Source organism: Paenibacillus sp. FSL H8-0175 (assembly GCF_045040615.1).
Classification (GTDB): Bacteria; Bacillota; Bacilli; order Paenibacillales; family Paenibacillaceae; genus Paenibacillus_AQ; species Paenibacillus_AQ odorifer.
Window position 1 is genome coordinate 6,758,632 of sequence record NZ_CP150299.1, and the last position, 17,440, is coordinate 6,776,071.

Below are 17,440 nucleotides of genomic sequence, written 5' to 3' on the forward strand. Positions count from 1 at the left end.
TTTCGTGGTTACACCTGTTTGGCAGCTGCATAAGGAGTAGGTTTAGGAAAATCCTCTTCCACTTCTTGCCCGTGCAGGCGCACACTCATTACCAGCCCGATGCTGGCCATGTTGATAAGCAGGGATGTACCCCCGAAGCTGATGAAAGGTAACGTAATACCAGTCAATGGCATCAAGCCGATAAATGCGCCGATATTCTCAAAAATCTGATACAACATCATCGCGACAACGCCGACAATCAGGAAAGGGCCAGCTCTATCCCTAGACTCCAGCGCAATCAGAATCATCCGGTGAATCAAAATAAAGTACAGCAGCAACACAAACGCAGAACCTACAAACCCAAACTCTTCAGCAATCTGCACAAAGATAGAATCTGAATACGTATATGGCACCCGATCCGTCTGAACGGAACTGCCGTTCATGTAGCCTTCGCCGCTCATTCCACCTGAGGCAATCGCCAGCTTGGCGTTTTTAGTATGATAAAGGGCTTTGGCTGTCGCTTTGTCTGGAACAAGCCAAGGATCAAAACGTTCAATCCAGTGAGATCGTCCAATATCCGTAAGAAAGGTTTTAATTTCATCGTGATAATGGATATAACTCATAATTCCCGCAATCGCAGAACTAGCCACGATGACCAGCCCGATTAATGCATGCGTGTATTTAATATTGCCAATCCACAACAGACCCGCAAGAATCACAACGTAAGACAAGGCATTCCCAAGGTCATTTTGGGTAAGGACAATAAGGAACGGAAACAAGGTCAGAAGGCCGAGCGGCACAACATCCCGCCAGAACAGAAGCTTACTCTTATTCTTGCGGACAAGCATGGCCGCCAGAAAAAGAATTAATATCAGCTTGAACAGCTCAGCAGGCTGCAGACTCAGTCCTCCAGGCAGGGTCAACCAGCCTTGTGCATTATTTTTAGTCTCGCCCAAAAAGCTGACGAGCACCAGCATCCCTATCCCAAACAAATAAATATATATCGCATATTTCACTAAAATTCTGTAATCCAAAAAGGTCATTCCAATAAAAGCTACAAAACCAATAGCATAATACATCATCATACGAATATGATGTCCGTCCAGCTTCTCTCTTCCATGAGTAACGCTATATATGGCGAAGATGCTGACCACCATGAGTAATAACAGAACGACTACAATAGCACCATCAATCTTTTTAATCTTCTGAAGCACGCTCTGCCTCCCTACTCTATATCTGGGCTTTCTTTATGATCCCCTAAGAAATCCTGCTAAATTCTATTGTAAAGGAAGTCGGATTGAAAATACAATTTCTCTACCCCGGACAAAGGAACCCTCTGCAAAGCAGGCAATATTATTTCGTTATGCCTAGCACATGACGCGGGATTCCAGCCAGATCATTAATGGTGATAATCTCCGTCCAATGGCCCGCTGCCGCAAGGAGTGCAGCGACTTGCTCAGCTTGACCGAAGCCAAGCTCAAAGCCGATCAGGCGCGGCGGTGCCGGGAGCAGCGTCAGCTGCTCCATCATGCGGCGGTACGGGTCCAGCCCGTCCGCTCCGCCATCCAGCGCAGTGCGCGGCTCATGGTCGCGCACCTCACGCTGCAGCCCGGCGATATCCTCGCCGGGGATGTATGGCGGGTTGGAGACGAGAATATCCGTCTCCATCCCCGCGAACGGCTCGAGCAGATCGCCGAGCCGAAAATCCACAGCTGTGCCATTGCGCAAAGCGTTGCGCTCGGCCACAGCCAGAGCCGCCGGCGAAATATCGCCGGCGCAGACCCGCCACGCCGGCGCTTCCGCCGCCAACGTGACGGAGATCGCACCGCTGCCGGCGCCGATATCGACGGCGGCCAGCGGTCTTGCGGCGCGCACGTCCCCCGCGCCGCCTCCGTTGCGGGCCGCAGCGCCGCCCGCGCTATCCAGCGCCGCTTCGCCCGGCGTTACAACGCCGTCCGGCCAAAGCTCCGCGCCGTAACGTAAAATCGCCTCGACAAGCAGCTCCGTCTCCGGCCGCGGAATAAGCACGTCAGGCGTCACCTCAAAAGGCCGCCCGTAGAATTCTTGCTCGCCGATGATATACTGCACCGGCTCACCAGCGCCCCGGCGGGTAACTCCCGCCTCAAATGCTTCCTTAACCGCAGCTGGAAAAGGATCTGCCAGCGCCATGTAATAAGCTGCGCCAGACACTCCAAGCACATGCTCCAGCAGCAATTGTGCACTGCGCTGCGGTTCATTGCAGCCGCTCCGGCTCAAAAAAGAAGAAGCCTCCGCAAAGGCTTCCCGGATGCTTTTGACTTCCGACATGACATATACGCCATCGTTCAAAGCATTATTCTCCATTATCCATATTATCCATCAAGTCAGCTTGTTCAGCGATTGAAAGGGCTGAGATAATTTCAGTGATTTCTCCGTTCATAACCTGCTCCAAACGGTGCAGTGTCAGGCCAATACGATGGTCTGTAACCCGGCTCTGCGGGAAGTTATACGTCCGAATGCGCTCACTACGGTCACCCGTACCTACTTTGCTCTTCCGTTCACCAGCATACTTCGCTTCTTCTTCCTGCCGTTTCATATCAGAGATACGGGCACGAAGCACTTGCAGCGCTTTTTCTTTATTGGAGTTCTGTGACTTACCGTCCTGACAGGTAGCAACGATGCCTGTAGGTACATGGGTTACACGTACTGCAGACTTGGTCGTATTTACAGACTGTCCGCCTGCACCACTTGAACAGAAGGTATCCACACGAATATCTTTATCATGGATCTCGATCTCAAAAGCCTCAGCTTCCGGCATCACAGACACCGTAGAAGTAGAGGTATGAATACGACCTCCGGATTCGGTCGCTGGGATACGTTGTACGCGATGCGCACCACTTTCGTATTTCAGCTTACTGTATGCACCACGGCCGTTAATAAGGAAGATTACCTCTTTGAATCCACCAAGATCACTCGCGTTAACATCCATTAACTCAACGCGCCATCCTTGTGCATCAGCATAACGAGTGTACATCCGGTAAAGGTCTGAAGCGAACAATGCTGCTTCATCACCACCCGCTGCACCACGAATTTCAACGATTACGTTCTTATCATCATTCGGGTCTTTAGGCAGCAGCAATACGCGGATTCTCTCTTCCAGCTCCACTTGACGTTTGGAAAGGTCATCAATTTCCATCTTGACCATTTCTTTCATCTCATCATCAAGCTTTTCGCCTTGCATCTGCTTAGCAGCTTCAAGCTCTTCCATTACACTCTTATATTCAGTATACGCCTCAAATGCGGGCTGTAGGTCTGATTGTTCTTTGGAATAGTCCCTCAGTTTCTTACTGTCGTTTGCAACATCCGGATCACAAAGCAGTTCACTGAGCTTCTCATAGCGGTCCGCCAGGGATTGCAATCGGTCCAACAAGGGAATTCACCTCTCCTGATTCAATTTCAAATTCGCAAATATAACATCAAATTTGTACTGTCATAAAAATAGATATACGACTTTATATTATACCAAAGATATTGTGAAATGGCTACAGTTCCGTACGCACAATACCTTAATAAAAAGCTTATATTTTTAAAAAGGATCATCCCAGCAATAGAAACTCCCACTGCTCGAGATGACCCCTTTATCATTCGTACACTTAAAACTTCTTAAACGTTAAAACGGAAATGCATTACGTCGCCGTCTTGCACCAAATATTCTTTACCTTCAAGACGTAGTTGACCACGTTCCTTCGCACCGTTCATGGAACCAGCTGCCACAAGATCCGCGTAAGCCACTACTTCAGCACGGATAAATCCGCGTTCGAAATCTGTATGAATCACACCGGCAGCTCCAGGTGCTTTGGTGCCGCGGCGAATCGTCCACGCCCGAACTTCCTGAACGCCTGCTGTGAAATACGTATACAAGCCAAGCAGTTTATAAGCCGCTTTAATCAACCGGTTAAGGCCGGATTCTTCCAGTCCCAGCTCTTCCAGGAACATAGCTTTATCTTCGCCTTCAAGCTCAGCAATTTCTGCTTCCACCTTAGCACTGATCGGAACCACTTCTGCACCTTCAGTAGCTGCGAAATCACGAACTTGCTGTACATAAGGATTGTCCTCAGCACTTGCCACTTCATCTTCACTTACATTCGCCGCATACAGCACTGGCTTCAATGTTAACAAATGAAGATCACGGATAATAAGCTTCTCGTCATCAGACAATTCTATACTGCGTGCAGGTTTATCTTCGTAGAGCACTTCTTTGACGCGTTCTAGCAGTTCAACTTCTTGAGCGTATTTCTTGTCGCCGCCTTTGATATTCTTACGGGAACGCTCAATCCGCTTCTCAATGCTCTCAATATCAGCAAGAATCAGCTCCAGATTAATGGTCTGGATGTCGCTGATCGGATTTACTTTTCCATCAACGTGGGTAACGTTCTCATCTTCAAAACAACGAACCACATGCACGATAGCATCTACTTCACGGATATGGGCCAGGAACTTGTTTCCTAGTCCTTCTCCTTTACTCGCACCACGCACGAGACCAGCAATATCAACAAATTCAAAAGCAGTAGGTACGGTCTTGTTCGGCTGTACCAGCTCAGTCAGTTTATCAAGACGTTCATCTGGAACTTCAACAACACCAACGTTAGGGTCAATGGTACAAAAAGGGTAGTTAGCGGATTCTGCTCCCGCTTGCGTTATCGCATTAAACAATGTGGATTTTCCTACGTTAGGAAGTCCGACGATTCCAGCTTTCAAAGCCATTTATATGACAACTCCTATTTTCAGCTAAATTGATCATCCGAATAAGCTATACGATCTAAACCATTATATATTAGAACATATTCGCCAGCAACACCGGATGTCAAGCAGATGTGTCCGAACGCGCAAGCTCTAATACCTTTTTTATCGCCGGCTGGTCCAGTAATGGCTTAGATTTATCTGGATCAACCTCCACATCAGGCACAGTCTTTACCTCTTCATTACAACTTCCATCAGAATTCAGACCCATTTCAAAGGAAAACCTGAATACATAACCGCTATTTGGCAATGCAACAACAAGCGGATCTATCCCTAGTCCATCCCCACCTGTCCTGCCGCCTACAACCGTTGCAAACCCGGTGCCTTTTGCAAAGGCTGCAAGACCTTCCGCTGATGAATACACAGAGCTATCAACCAGCAAATAGATTTTCCCTTCAAATCCAACAGATTTATTAGGAGTTACTACATCATTTATTTTTCTATATGTCTTGAACATCTTTAAAGCCTCAGATGGCAGATTAGGCAGTTGCTCATCTTTGATGCCGGAAATAGGTTGTTGCCCGGCTGTGATCTGACGTGCCTGCATAAAAGTCTCCGCATATTTGCCTCTTGTATAAAGGAAGTATGTATTATATTCGATAGGTTTATTAATCAACAGAGGAACAATATGAATTCTCCAATAATTACTGTTTCCTCCCCCATTTCCGCGGATATCTAATATTAATGTCTTATAGTCCTTTACCTCTATTAAAAAATCATGGATCTCGGAGCTGTCCATCTCCATGAGACTCCCGTCAAAGCTTTGCATACCGAGATAAGCGATTCGATCGGGCTCTATAATGACTTTTTTTACATTCCCAGAAGTCTTTTTTGTTACATCTCCTACTCCATCTCCACCATTATGCATATCGTTATTGATATCATTAGAGTTTTGCTGCTCCGTTAAAGGTTTCTGGTTGTAACGGGCCAATACGTTAGGCTGTTGAACCACGTCGATCCAAGGTTCATAACCAAAACCTGCTTGAACATAGGTATGTAGATACCAAGGATATTCCTCCTTGGATATAAAATTCGTATGCCCATTGTTTAATCTGCTAAGGACAAATCTCATTCGTCTCAAAAACTCATCATCCGATTTCACGGCTGCTATTTTATTGCGGTATTCCTCTTTTTTAGCAAGCCAATCCTCTCCATTGAGACGTTTATTCACCTCTAGGAAAGGATAGTTCTCCTCAATAATCTTCCACATGTAATCAAAATCTTCTAGCCTTTTTTCCACTGTCAATGAAGGCAACGCTACTTTCGATTGTTCTTCAACTACAGCTGAAGAGGCTAGCGGTGCAACCGGACTTGCCTGAACTTGCTCAGACTCAGATTTCTTCTTTCCTGGTAAATCGCCACTGTTGCAGCTAACCAGTAATAGTAATACTACTGCGGAAACAACCACCCACGATACAGTCCTTGGCCTCACCTTAATCCCCCCTTTTCTCTCTTTATGACTTAATCCATTTTCAGGAAGTTATTTTTTAATCATATTTTCCTAATCATCCTAAATCAAATATATTTATCACAATTATTTACATAATAATTCAGTAGAACAACAAAAAAAAGACCTCTTTCGAGGTCCTCACACTTATGGACTACAGATCTTTAGACATCGTGATGTCAGTTACGATATACCCCATTTTTTTGTATAGCTCAAAAGCGCGATTGTTCTGGCCGAAGACGTGCAACCCGATTTTGGTAACATTCATCTCCCGGGCTTCTTCATCGAGTGCGATCATAGCCTGCTTGCCATAACCCTTACTCTGGAACGGTTCAAAAACATAAAAATCATAAATGAAAGCCTCGCGGCCACCACGACCTTCACTTACGTTAAACCAGATATAACCCACCTGTTCATCACTGCTTATTTCTACTATGGAATATAGATAAGCACCATCTGTGTGCAGCCCTTTTGGCAAAGAGCGTGTTATAGCTTCCTCAGACAGCTTCATCGCGATCTCTGGATCCCAAGCACCGGCGCTGATCTTATCTTCCGCATAATCCCGGGTAGCTTGACCTAAGAAAAATTGAAAGGCCGACTCATCCATATGGATCAGTTTAATCATAATCTTACTCACTTCCTCGCTTCAATATTTACCATCCTATTTACGTATTAAACGGGAAGTTCCACGTAAAGTTGCTAAATCTGGAGCGCCAATACCAAACATTGCTATTTTCAGCTCCAGTTCTACCTGTGCTAATGCAGCATCCAGCGCCTCTTCAGAATCGACAGCCGGCCCTAACAGATTGCGGCCAAAGCCTGCCAGATCAGCTCCAAGTGCCAATGCTTTCGCTGCATCCACGCCATGTTTCAGTCCGCCGCTGCCAATCAAAGCGCCCTGCGGAGAAACTGCACGCACCTCTGTGATACAATCAGCTGTTGGAGTACCCCAATCCGCGAAAGCCTCCGCCGCTGCCCGCCGTATAGGATCTACACTGCGGAACTTCTCCACCTGACTCCAGGATGTCCCGCCTGCACCCGCAACATCAATAAAAGCCGCTCCTGCATTATAAAGACGTGCAGCTGCATCTCCATCAATGCCCCAGCCTACTTCTTTCACACCTACAGGGACTTCAAGTGCCCGGCATACCTTCTCTATCTGCGATAGCAAAGAGGCAAAACCAGTGTTCCCTTCCGGTTGAAAGACCTCTTGCAGGCCATTCAGATGTAGTACAAGAAAATCAGCACCTGCGATATCCACAGCCCGGCGACATTCCTCAATCCCAAAACCATAGGACAGCTGTACAGCACCAATATTGGCGATAACCGGAATATCAGGCGCTTGATCCCGCACATAAAAGGTTGCCGTAAGCTCAGAACGCTCCACTGCCGCCCGAACCGAACCTACACCCAGCGCCCAACCCCGACGCTGCGCAGCTGCGGCTAACCGGGCATTAATCGCTCCTGTAGCTGCACTGCCACCTGTCATCGAGCTGATGAGCAGCGGCGTACGCAGCTTACGATCCAAAAACGTAGTCTGCAATGATATATCGTCGAAATTCAGCTCTGGCAGAGCATTATGCTGAAATCTGTAATGTTCAAACCCTGTAGTCACACCGACGCCACCTACTTCCTCATTTAGGCAAAGGCGTACATGTTCAATTTTGCGTTCGCCTGTCTTCGATGTAGGTAATAAAGATCTTTTGTCAGAAGCCTCTGCAGCCGGTAGGTCCCTGCCATGATCTGCGCCAGACTGCCTAGTCGCATCATATGGCACGGCCTCTTCTGGCGTATGATTCATGCTGCGTTCCTCCTATTTCCAAACTCGATTTATTATAACATATCCCTACAGATGAATTTACAATATGAGGTTAGCGATTACAATTCTCCGGTTTCGTAATCATTAATTTCATAAACATCGTACTAATCGCTCAAACTCATTATAGCTAGCCGAATGTTATTTCATTACTGTTAAGGATATTTGGGCTGCTTCATTTCGCTCCACTAGGTGTTAATAGGTTGGTAATACACCGGAGCATAACAATCACAAGGAAGTGCTCTGCAATAATTTCAGGAGGAACTTCCATGAATTCAGATCGTCAGCAACCCATTTACCCCCATAAACCTAAAGAAATAAACTACACTCCCGGTTTAACTACGAAGAAACGTTCCGGTACACGCCGCCGTACACGGGTGTTATGGGCTTTCGTCATTCTAATCCTCTGGTTAACCGGCGTAATGATTTATCAGACACACAAATCTCTACCCAGCGGCATTTCCTATGAAAGCCCTATATACAAAACGAATCATGTATCCTTCTGGCACGACCTGACCTATTCGGACGGTACAGCCACGGGCACTCAAGAGAGTCAGATTCTTTCGAGGATTCTACAAATTATCGAGGAGTCCAAAGAATTTTTGGTGATTGACCTCTTTCTTTTCAATGATTATACCCATAAAGATCAGTCATTTCCTCCGGTCAGCCGAATGTTGACGGACAAGCTTATTTTACAAAAAACAACTTATCCTGAGATGGAGATCGTCTTCATTACAGATGAGGTTAATACCAATTACAACTCTGCACCCAATCATCTTCTGGAAGAATTGAAGGCTGCGGGGATTAAAGTGATTTTGACCGATGTAAATGCTCTACGCGATTCTACACCTGCTTATTCCGCTGTCTGGCGTACCTTTATTCAATGGTTCGGACAGTCGGGCGAAGGCCGGATTCCCAATCTTATGGCCAGCGGAGGACCGGATATTACCGCACGTTCTTATTTGAAGCTACTTAATGTGAAGGCTAACCACCGTAAGGTGGTTGTTAGTGAGAATACCGCTCTAGTCTCCTCAGGAAATATCCATGATGCCAGCGCCTATCATTCCAATATCGCTCTGGAAGTACAAGGCCCAATTATTGCTGATATTCTCCAGACGGAACAGGCCGCGGCCAATCTTTCGGAAGCAGGGCCACTACTCACTTATGAGCCAGACTTCACCAAGGAGAAGGATCAGCACTCTGAAGAATCTATGGAGGTCCGCTATTTAACGGAAGGAAAGGTATATAAATATGCACGGCAAGCCCTCCAATCTGCACAGAAGGGCGACACCATTTGGATGGGTATGTTCTACCTTGCCGATGATGCCATTCTCGATGAATTGGTAGAGGCTACCGAACGAGGGGCTACGGTAAAATTGATACTGGACCCCAATCAGAACGCCTTCGGCCGTGATAAAATCGGCATTCCTAACCGTCCAGTTGCCATGAACTTGAACAAGCGCACGAACGGAAAGATCTCTATTCGCTGGTACAATACGACCAAAGAGCAATATCATCCAAAGTTGCTCTTCATTGCCAAACAGACTGGAAGTTCCATCATTCTTGGCGGTTCCACCAATTTCACGACACGCAATCTGGATGACTACAACCTGGAGAATAATCTGTGGGTATCTGTAAAACAAGACCAGCCTCTTTATGCCGAGATGGAAACCTACTTCAATCGACTGTGGAATAACGAGGACCATGAGTATACTCTGCCTCTTGAGGCTTATCAGGGCGAAGTGACTTGGTTCAAGTACATTCTGTTCCGGTTGCAGACCACCTTGGGTTTAACTACTTTTTAAAGCAAAAACCACCGCAGATGAGGCATAACACCCTCTGCGGTGGTTTTTGGGTTATAGCAACGGTGACATAAGCCGAGCAGCAGATTCCAGTATACGGATCACCATACGCTTATTCATAAATTCTTCATGCTCAATCAAGCTGGTAGATAATAAATCCCGTTCAAAATCAGCAACAATACGAGCAACGCTCTCCGTCTGAATCAGTAGTGCATTCACTTCAAAGTTAAGGTGGAAGCTGCGCATATCCATATTGGCCGTGCCAATGGTCGCTATTTCACCATCAACGATAAGCAGTTTCGAGTGGATAAATCCCTTTTCATATTCATAAATCTTCACGCCAGCTTCCAGCAACGCCGGAAAATAAGAGTGTGAAGCCAGAAACGGAATCCATTTATCCGGCTTAGCCGGGAATAACAATCGCACATCTAAACCAGAAACAGCAGCTACACGCAGTGCAGTTAAGATGTCCTCATCAGGAATAAAATATGGACTGGCAATCCACACCGATTTCTCGGCAGAAGTGATCATGGAGAAGAAAATGTTTTTGAGCGCACGACGTTCGTTATCCGGCCCACTAGCAATAATCTGTACGGCACCATCACCTGTCATAAAGCGAAGCTGCGGAGTGAGATAGTCTTGCTCCAGTATTTTTTCACCCGTAGTGTGCATCCAATCTTGCAGAAAAATAATTTGCATCGTCCGTACCGCTTCGCCTCTAACCAACATATGTGTGTCACGCCAAAACCCATAAGTCTTACTGCGGCTTAAATATTCATCGCCTACATTGAGACCCCCCATGAATCCGACATCACCGTCGATCACAACAATCTTACGGTGATTCCGGTAATTCACACGACTGGAAAAAAAGGATGTTGAATTTCCGTACGAAGCCACCTGAACCCCGGCATCACTCATTTCCTTCAAAAAAGCTTTGGAAAGCTGAAAACTGCCAACGGCATCATACATAAATCTGACTGCAACACCGGCGCGAGCTTTATCGATCAGAATTTGTTTAATGCGTGTTCCAATGTGGTCCGCCCGGAAGATGTAATACTCCATATGAATGTGATGTTTAGCTTGACGGAGCTCCAACAATAACGTACCAAACGTCTCTTCACCATTAGTGAGGATACGTGTTTCTGATGCAAAGGAAATAGGAGTACGTGCTAAAGTTTTGGATAACAGCAGCAGTTTTTGGCGCGAGGGATCAAAGACTGACCAATCTTGGTGCGTACGTAAAGCGTCATTCTCAATTCTTTCGTAGGCCATAAGGTCTCTTTGTGCCTTTTTATCATATTTACGGCGTTTGAACACATTTTGCCCAAATAGAAAATAGAAGACCAGTCCCAGCACCGGGATCAACGCAAGCAATAAGATCCATGACATTGTTGTAGAAGGATTACGGTTCTCCATAAAAATAGCCAAGCTAATCGAAATGACTGTCAGAGTGGAGAAGATACTAATAATCGTTCCCGCAGTACTCCCAAAAATGCCGAAACCAAAATAATAAAATGCTATGAATGCCCCAATGATAATTATAGATTGAAGTCCTCTTCTCATACTCTACCTACCTTCTTATTCATACAAGCAACACGAAATTGACACATTTTATATATTACATGAAGAACACATTTCTTCCTAGCAAATTACTGTTTAAAGTCTATTTACGACAAAACTGTAACCCTTCTGTTCCGATATTTGTAATGCCTGGTTGTATAGAATATAATTATTCTGACCAATTAGTCAATTATAGAACCGGGTAGTCAGAAAGGAGGTTAATCCTTTAATGAATGATAAAACTGTTGATAAGCAGGAGCAGATTATTAAGATTGCTATGCAGCTATTCGCTGTAAAAGGCTCCTCGTCCACATCCATGCAAGAGATAGCTGAATTATGCGGGATTTCGAAGGGCAGTTTATATCTGGTATTTAAATCAAAAGAAGAGCTGGAGCGCAGTATCTTCCTTTATTGTTATCGGATGATTCGGGATCCCTTGTTACGTGAAGAACAGGAAACCCGACGAACACCACGTGAGAAGCTTAGGAATCAGATAGAAATTCTGCTAAGTCATGTGTACGAATTACGCGAGTTCTTGCAGCGTCAAATTCAGGAGGTTGCGGGCAAAGGATTTGATACTGAAGTCCCGGACTGGCTGCGTAGAAACAACGCTTCCTTCTTAAGATGGTTCCAGGTAAAAATGGAGTTGCTCTACGGAAAAGACGTCGTTCCCTATACCGGAGATTTATGTATGATCGGACATGGTCTCATCAAATCTTATATTGCGGTTATTTTTCGTAAGGATACGCAGGTACCTATTGCCGATATGGCAGATCATCTAATGAATTTAATGGATATGATCGTGTCTGGCTTGCTTACTAGTAAACAGGCTCCGCTAATCAACTCTGCTACTTTAGCAAACTGGATGGCGGAGAATGAGGAGAACAAACGAAAAAATCCATTACAGCTCATTAAAGAAATGAAGACTGCGATCAGTAAACTAGATAGTATAACATCCGAAGAAGCAGCCGATCTGCTGGAATCGCTCAACATTCTGGAAGGTGAAGTGCTTATCCCTCACCCGCGAAAAGCAATCATTCAGGGGATGCTGTCCAACCTCCAATCCTGCTCTGAGCTCACAGCAGAATTGGAAGAGCTGAGGAAGCTAATTGCCTCAATTCCGCACAATTCATGTGTATTTCGTTAATTGACTCTAAGAAGAGTTCGGTAGAGAGAAAGTCATGGATAGTGAGTATTATGATTTTTTATAATGGCGCCCTATTTCGTAAAGAAGAGGGCCGAGAGGAGCAGAAACGAAACTTATGAAAAGCTTAATTAATTTCTCGCTCAGGAACAAATTTGCCATTTGGCTTCTGACGATAATTATTGTGTTTGCCGGTTTATATAGCGGACTGACGATGAAGCAAGAAACCTTGCCTAATATTAGTATACCCTATCTTAGCGTAACAACCATTTATCCGGGGGCCGCACCAGAAGGCGTCGTTAATGATGTCAGCAAACCGTTGGAGCAAAAGCTCCGCAATGTGGATGGTGTAAAGACGATCACCTCCACTTCTTTGGAGAATGCCTCCAGTATCCAAATTGAATTCGATTATGGAACAAATCTGGATAATGCTACAGCAGCAGTGCGCGAATCACTAAATGAAGTCTCATTGCCAGACAATGTGCAGAAGCCTTCCATTTCCCGCTTTAGTCTTAGCTCAATGCCTGTTGTCTCCCTCAGTCTTTCTAACGGGGATACCCAGGATCTTGAGGAACTGACCCGTATTGCTGAGAACGATATTCGCCCGGCCCTGGAGGATGTTGAGGGTGTCGCTTCTATCCAAATCTCTGGTCAATACGTCAAAGAAGTATCACTCAAATTCAATCAAGATAAGCTCAATCAATATGGACTGACCGAAGATACCGTTAAAGGTATCATTCAAGGCTCTTCCCTCCGTGTTCCACTCGGACTATTCGAGATGGACAAGGCTCAAAAGGCAGTTGTCGTGGATGGCAACATCACTACCGTTGAGGATCTTAAAAATGTGACCATTCCGGTAATGCCAACTGGCGCTAACGCTGCTGGTGCTGGAGCTACTGGAGCTGCCGGCGTTGATGCTGGTGCTGCTAACGGAGCTGCTGGTGCTGGAAATGCTGCTACTGGCGGAGCTGCAAGTATGGGACTTCCAACCGTGAAGCTCGGAGAGCTGGCCACGATTGAGGTTGTGGGCAATTCCGAATCCATCTCCCGTACAAATGGTAAAGAATCGATCGGTATTCAGATTGTCAAAGCCAATGATGCCAACACTGTTGATGTTGTAAATGGTGTTAAAGACAAAACTGAAGAATTAAAAGCACAATATAAAGGCATTGACCTTACTGTTCTACTTGACCAAGGTAAGCCCATTGAGGACTCCGTAAATACGATGTTGTCCAAAGCGGTATTTGGTGCCTTATTCGCAGTAATTATCATTTTGGTGTTCCTGCGGAATATTCGTTCGACGATTATTTCTATCATCTCTATTCCATTATCCCTGCTGATCGCAGTACTGTGTCTGCGGCAGATGGACATTACGCTTAATATGATGACACTGGGAGCGATGACGGTCGCGATTGGGCGGGTAGTCGATGACTCGATTGTAGTCATAGAGAACATATATCGACGGCTCTCCTTATCTGGTGAGAAACTGAAGGGCAGAGAATTAATCAGTGCGGCCACACGTGAAATGTTCGTGCCTATCATGTCCTCTACAATTGTAACCATCGCGGTGTTCTTACCACTTGCTTTGGTTAGTGGTATGGTTGGTGAGCTGTTCTTGCCTTTCGCTCTAACCATGGTCTTCGCCCTGCTCGCTTCATTAGTAGTTGCGATTACCCTAGTTCCTGCAATGGCTCACTCGTTGTTCCGTAATGGATTGAAAGGTAAAAAAACTCACAGCGAGAAACCAGACAAACTTTCTGCTGGTTATCAAAAGATTCTGAACTGGTGCCTTTCTCATAAGCTCGTTACGTTTGGAGTTGCCGTTCTTCTCCTTGCAGGCAGCTTGTTCTTAATCAAACCTATTGGTGTAAGCTTTATGCCATCCCAAGAGGATAAAACCGTAATGCTTACTTATTCACCAAAGGCTGGACAACGGATTGAGGAAGTTCAAGAGCAAGGTCTGAAAGCTGAAAAATACATTTTAGCGCAGAAGCATATAGACAAAATGCAATATTCCATTGGCGGCGGAAGCCCGATGGGTATGGGTGGATCCAGCAATTCAGGACTATTTTTTATCGTTTATGATAGTGACACTCCTGATTTTGAAGCTGTTAAAGAGAAGCTTATTGAAGGTTTGACCGCAGAAGTGCCAGATGGTGTATGGGGTGACATGTCCGCTCTGATGAGTGGAGGCATGGGTGGAAGCACTCTGACCGTGAATGTATTCGGAGATGAACTGGATCAGCTGAAGCCGGTCGCGGATGAGATTGCCTCAATCGTACAGGCTGACACCACTAATTTCAAAGACGCAGAAACAAGTCTCAAGGAAGCTTACGATCAATATACGATTGTAGCGGATCAACAGAAGCTTAGCTCCCTTGGACTTACAGCCGGACAAATTGCGATGAAGCTGAGTCCAGCAGGCACACGTCCAGTGCTCACAGAAGTAGAATTGGACGGCAAGAACTACAAAGTCTATATCGAAACAGATAAAGAAACGTATAAGAGCATTAAAGAAATGGAAGAGGCTACTTTGACTTCCCCACTAGGCATCTCCGTGCCAATCGGGCAAGTCGCTAAAATTGAAAATGGCTCCTCCCCTGACTCGATTACTCGTATGGACGGTAAAATGAAGGTAGATGTTACTGCCGAAATTATTTCGAGTGACGTGAATAGCGCTTCGAACAGCGTGAAAGAAAAAATAGACGCTATGGAATTGCCTGATGGTGTAACTGTTACCTTCGGCGGTGTAACCGAGCAGATTAATGATACGTTTGGTCAATTAGGAATTGCTATGGCGGCTGCTATTGCCATCGTATACTTCGTGCTTGTGGTTACATTTGGCGGTGGATTAGCACCATTCGCTATCCTGTTCTCACTTCCTTTCACAGTGATCGGGGTACTCGTTGCCCTTCTGATCGCTGGGGAAACCTTAAACGTGTCCTCGCTCATGGGTGCGCTGATGTTGATTGGTATCGTAGTAACGAATGCGATTGTCCTTATCGACCGCGTTATTCATAAGGAAAAAGAAGGCCTCACTACGCGTCAAGCCTTGCTTGAAGCAGGTGGCACACGTTTACGTCCAATCCTGATGACTGCACTTGCAACGATTGGTGCATTGCTGCCATTGGTTACTGGACTTGAAAACAGTGCTGGAATTATCTCCAAGGGCCTCGGCGTGACCGTAATCGGTGGTTTGGTCAGTTCCACGCTGCTGACACTTGTAGTAGTGCCAGTCGTGTATGAATTCCTGATGAAATTCCGCAGCAAAAAGGTAATTGATTAGAACTATGATGTGAACAAGTAAATAGGCTCAAACGAGAGGCTGTCTCCAAAGTAGTGAATTCTACTTATGAGGCAGCTTCTTTTTTTTAGTAAAAGGCTGCACAGCGGATTCTTGCCTTAGCCAATAGACTGTGTGCTGTGCCAATTGTTCAACGCCATTAGGTTGGGTGGTGAGTAGGGAGAGTTGAGCGGTGAAAAATACGTGATGAGTGATAGCTGATGTACTGTGGGTGCTGTATAATATGCGATATGCAGTGGGCTATGAACGGTGGACGAAGTACCGTGGGCGATGTGCGGAGTGGATCTTAAACTAATTAGGGCGAAAATCCCTGAAAAAAGCCAATATTCGCTCTAAATGAACGAAATTAGGGAATTCCTCCCTGATAATAAGGGGGATTTCTTTAATTACCGCCGAATCAGCTATATTTTAGGGAGGTTTTCCCTAATTATTAGTCTAATGACCAGAAACTCTAGAATTTCAGGGAGAAATTGCCCAATTATTCTATCGGCGCTTGAGTTAGGCAACAATAAGGCGCTTCGGTTGGTACTTCAATTACTACTTCAGTTGGTGCTTCAGCCTCTACTTCTATCGGAGTTTAATTAGATCATCACTAGGATGCTTCCCACGGTACTTCTATTTGTGCTTCTACAGAGCTTCTATTAAAGCTTCATATCTACTTGACCAGCACGCAAAAGCCCGACCTATCAATTAGGCCGGGCTTTCTAATATTAAATGCTTGTAGCTGCACTGCTCTCCAATGAAGCTCTCCAGGAACGAAGCATTTGCAGATCAAGTGGCAGAAATTCCTCAAGCATATGTGAGAGGCCTAGATATAGCGGACTATCCGTTGCTGCATTCAGTTTCTGACAGAACTGCGGTGTCCATTGCAGTAGATGCTTTTCCAAAAAGGACTCCTGAATATCAAGCAGCTCCATAGCACTTCTTATTGAAAAGCTATTGTAAAGCATACGCTCATGCATGACTGCCATAAATTCGAGCTCAATAGCAATATGATCATCGGCTTCACCATTACACTTATTGAATACAATTCCAGCGGAGGTGTACACATCCGCAAGCACGTTACAGAAATCCTCCGAGCGTCCTAAAATCGCTGCTTCGCGCAATTTAAAAGAACTAACGGACTGTTCTTGCATAAGCCGTTTATATTCTTTGCTCTCTTTCTCGCATATCATTGGCAGCTTGTTCGGTTCCTGACTCAAATAGCGCTTCAGCTCCCGACCGCCTTCCGTCATCTCAGCCGCTACACTCATCTGGCGATTGCGGCTCCATTGAGCCACTAGAGAGAGTGATGGTTTTCTACCCAAAAAATCCACTAAAAGCTGATATATTAATCCCCGACTTTCCAACCAACGGCTAAAAGCCTCCGGAACGGTGAGCGATGGAACAGTATGTGTACTCATTTTGCAAATCCTCCTCAATGGTTTCCCGGTCACTCTCCGTCACATTACCGACGTGCGGTTTCCGGTATCCTATCTGTTTTCGCAAAAGTGAACGTTAAAACTAATCCGCACCTAGATTATATCGGATATTAAAAGCGCTTTCCGTGAGCATTCTATGTCTAAAAACTTTATTTGTCGTACTTTTGTCACACTTTCCGTTGTTCAAT

The 17,440-nt window shown here is 45.6% G+C and carries 12 protein-coding genes; 3 read left to right on the forward strand and 9 right to left on the reverse strand.

Features of this window, described 5'->3' with window-relative positions; genetic code table 11:
* Positions 1 to 8 precede the first annotated feature (8 nt).
* The 7 genes from MHH46_RS30045 to fni form a co-directional block, all read right to left on the reverse strand.
* Entirely contained in the window at positions 9 to 1,193 is a 1,185-nt protein-coding gene (locus MHH46_RS30045) for an FtsW/RodA/SpoVE family cell cycle protein (RefSeq protein WP_076123938.1), read from the reverse strand.
* A gap of 139 nt (positions 1,194 to 1,332) precedes the next feature.
* Positions 1,333 to 2,286 (reverse strand): peptide chain release factor N(5)-glutamine methyltransferase, encoded by a 954-nt coding sequence (prmC, locus tag MHH46_RS30050; RefSeq protein ID WP_339248812.1) that lies wholly within the window; start codon positions 2,284 to 2,286, stop codon positions 1,333 to 1,335.
* Between the two features lie 25 nt (positions 2,287 to 2,311).
* Positions 2,312 to 3,388 carry a peptide chain release factor 1 gene (gene prfA, locus MHH46_RS30055; protein ID WP_036681601.1) on the reverse strand — a complete coding sequence of 359 codons (1,077 nt, stop codon included), beginning with the start codon at positions 3,386 to 3,388 and terminating at the stop codon, positions 2,312 to 2,314.
* Positions 3,389 to 3,621: 233 nt separating this feature from the next.
* Positions 3,622 to 4,722 (reverse strand): redox-regulated ATPase YchF, encoded by a 1,101-nt coding sequence (gene ychF, locus MHH46_RS30060; RefSeq protein WP_036681604.1) that lies wholly within the window; start codon positions 4,720 to 4,722, stop codon positions 3,622 to 3,624.
* 100 nt (positions 4,723 to 4,822) lie between these two features.
* Positions 4,823 to 6,190, reverse strand: coding sequence for a S41 family peptidase (locus MHH46_RS30065; RefSeq protein WP_143762346.1), 1,368 nt, complete (start codon positions 6,188 to 6,190; stop codon positions 4,823 to 4,825).
* A gap of 169 nt (positions 6,191 to 6,359) precedes the next feature.
* The gene (locus tag MHH46_RS30070; protein ID WP_232061473.1) at positions 6,360 to 6,830 is read right to left on the reverse strand and encodes an N-acetyltransferase; all 471 of its coding nucleotides are present in this window, start codon (positions 6,828 to 6,830) and stop codon (positions 6,360 to 6,362) included.
* 36 nt (positions 6,831 to 6,866) lie between these two features.
* Positions 6,867 to 8,006 carry a type 2 isopentenyl-diphosphate Delta-isomerase gene (gene fni / locus MHH46_RS30075; RefSeq protein WP_081387845.1) on the reverse strand — a complete coding sequence of 380 codons (1,140 nt, stop codon included), beginning with the start codon at positions 8,004 to 8,006 and terminating at the stop codon, positions 6,867 to 6,869.
* A 284-nt stretch (positions 8,007 to 8,290) separates the two neighbouring features.
* On the opposite strand from fni, the gene MHH46_RS30080 reads away from it, so the two are divergent.
* Positions 8,291 to 9,826, forward strand: coding sequence for a phospholipase D family protein (locus MHH46_RS30080; RefSeq protein WP_143762745.1), 1,536 nt, complete (start codon positions 8,291 to 8,293; stop codon positions 9,824 to 9,826).
* Between the two features lie 51 nt (positions 9,827 to 9,877).
* Here MHH46_RS30080 and cls read toward each other — a convergent pair whose 3' ends face one another.
* A complete protein-coding gene (gene cls, locus MHH46_RS30085; protein ID WP_076123942.1) occupies positions 9,878 to 11,386 on the reverse strand; it encodes a cardiolipin synthase in 1,509 nt (502 codons plus the stop codon).
* Positions 11,387 to 11,612: 226 nt separating this feature from the next.
* Between cls and MHH46_RS30090 the strand changes: the two genes are divergently transcribed.
* Both MHH46_RS30090 and MHH46_RS30095 read left to right on the forward strand, forming a co-directional pair.
* Complete coding sequence (locus tag MHH46_RS30090) at positions 11,613 to 12,530, forward strand: TetR/AcrR family transcriptional regulator (protein ID WP_076123944.1); 918 nt, start codon at positions 11,613 to 11,615, stop codon at positions 12,528 to 12,530.
* 115 nt (positions 12,531 to 12,645) lie between these two features.
* Complete coding sequence (locus tag MHH46_RS30095) at positions 12,646 to 15,813, forward strand: efflux RND transporter permease subunit (protein WP_076192349.1); 3,168 nt, start codon at positions 12,646 to 12,648, stop codon at positions 15,811 to 15,813.
* 728 nt (positions 15,814 to 16,541) lie between these two features.
* Here the strand turns inward: MHH46_RS30095 and MHH46_RS30100 are convergent.
* Complete coding sequence (locus MHH46_RS30100) at positions 16,542 to 17,234, reverse strand: molecular chaperone (RefSeq protein ID WP_076123947.1); 693 nt, start codon at positions 17,232 to 17,234, stop codon at positions 16,542 to 16,544.
* Positions 17,235 to 17,440: the final 206 nt, after the last annotated feature.

Coding starts and splice junctions, on each gene's coding strand:
- MHH46_RS30090 (WP_076123944.1), top strand. CDS start 11,613: ATGAATGATAAAACTGTTGATAAGCAGGAGCAGATTATTAAGATTGCT.
- prmC (WP_339248812.1), bottom strand. CDS start 2,286: ATGTCGGAAGTCAAAAGCATCCGGGAAGCCTTTGCGGAGGCTTCTTCT.
- cls (WP_076123942.1), bottom strand. CDS start 11,386: ATGAGAAGAGGACTTCAATCTATAATTATCATTGGGGCATTCATAGCA.
- MHH46_RS30080 (WP_143762745.1), top strand. CDS start 8,291: ATGAATTCAGATCGTCAGCAACCCATTTACCCCCATAAACCTAAAGAA.
- MHH46_RS30100 (WP_076123947.1), bottom strand. CDS start 17,234: ATGAGTACACATACTGTTCCATCGCTCACCGTTCCGGAGGCTTTTAGC.
- MHH46_RS30070 (WP_232061473.1), bottom strand. CDS start 6,830: ATGATTAAACTGATCCATATGGATGAGTCGGCCTTTCAATTTTTCTTA.
- ychF (WP_036681604.1), bottom strand. CDS start 4,722: ATGGCTTTGAAAGCTGGAATCGTCGGACTTCCTAACGTAGGAAAATCC.
- fni (WP_081387845.1), bottom strand. CDS start 8,006: ATGAATCATACGCCAGAAGAGGCCGTGCCATATGATGCGACTAGGCAG.
- MHH46_RS30095 (WP_076192349.1), top strand. CDS start 12,646: ATGAAAAGCTTAATTAATTTCTCGCTCAGGAACAAATTTGCCATTTGG.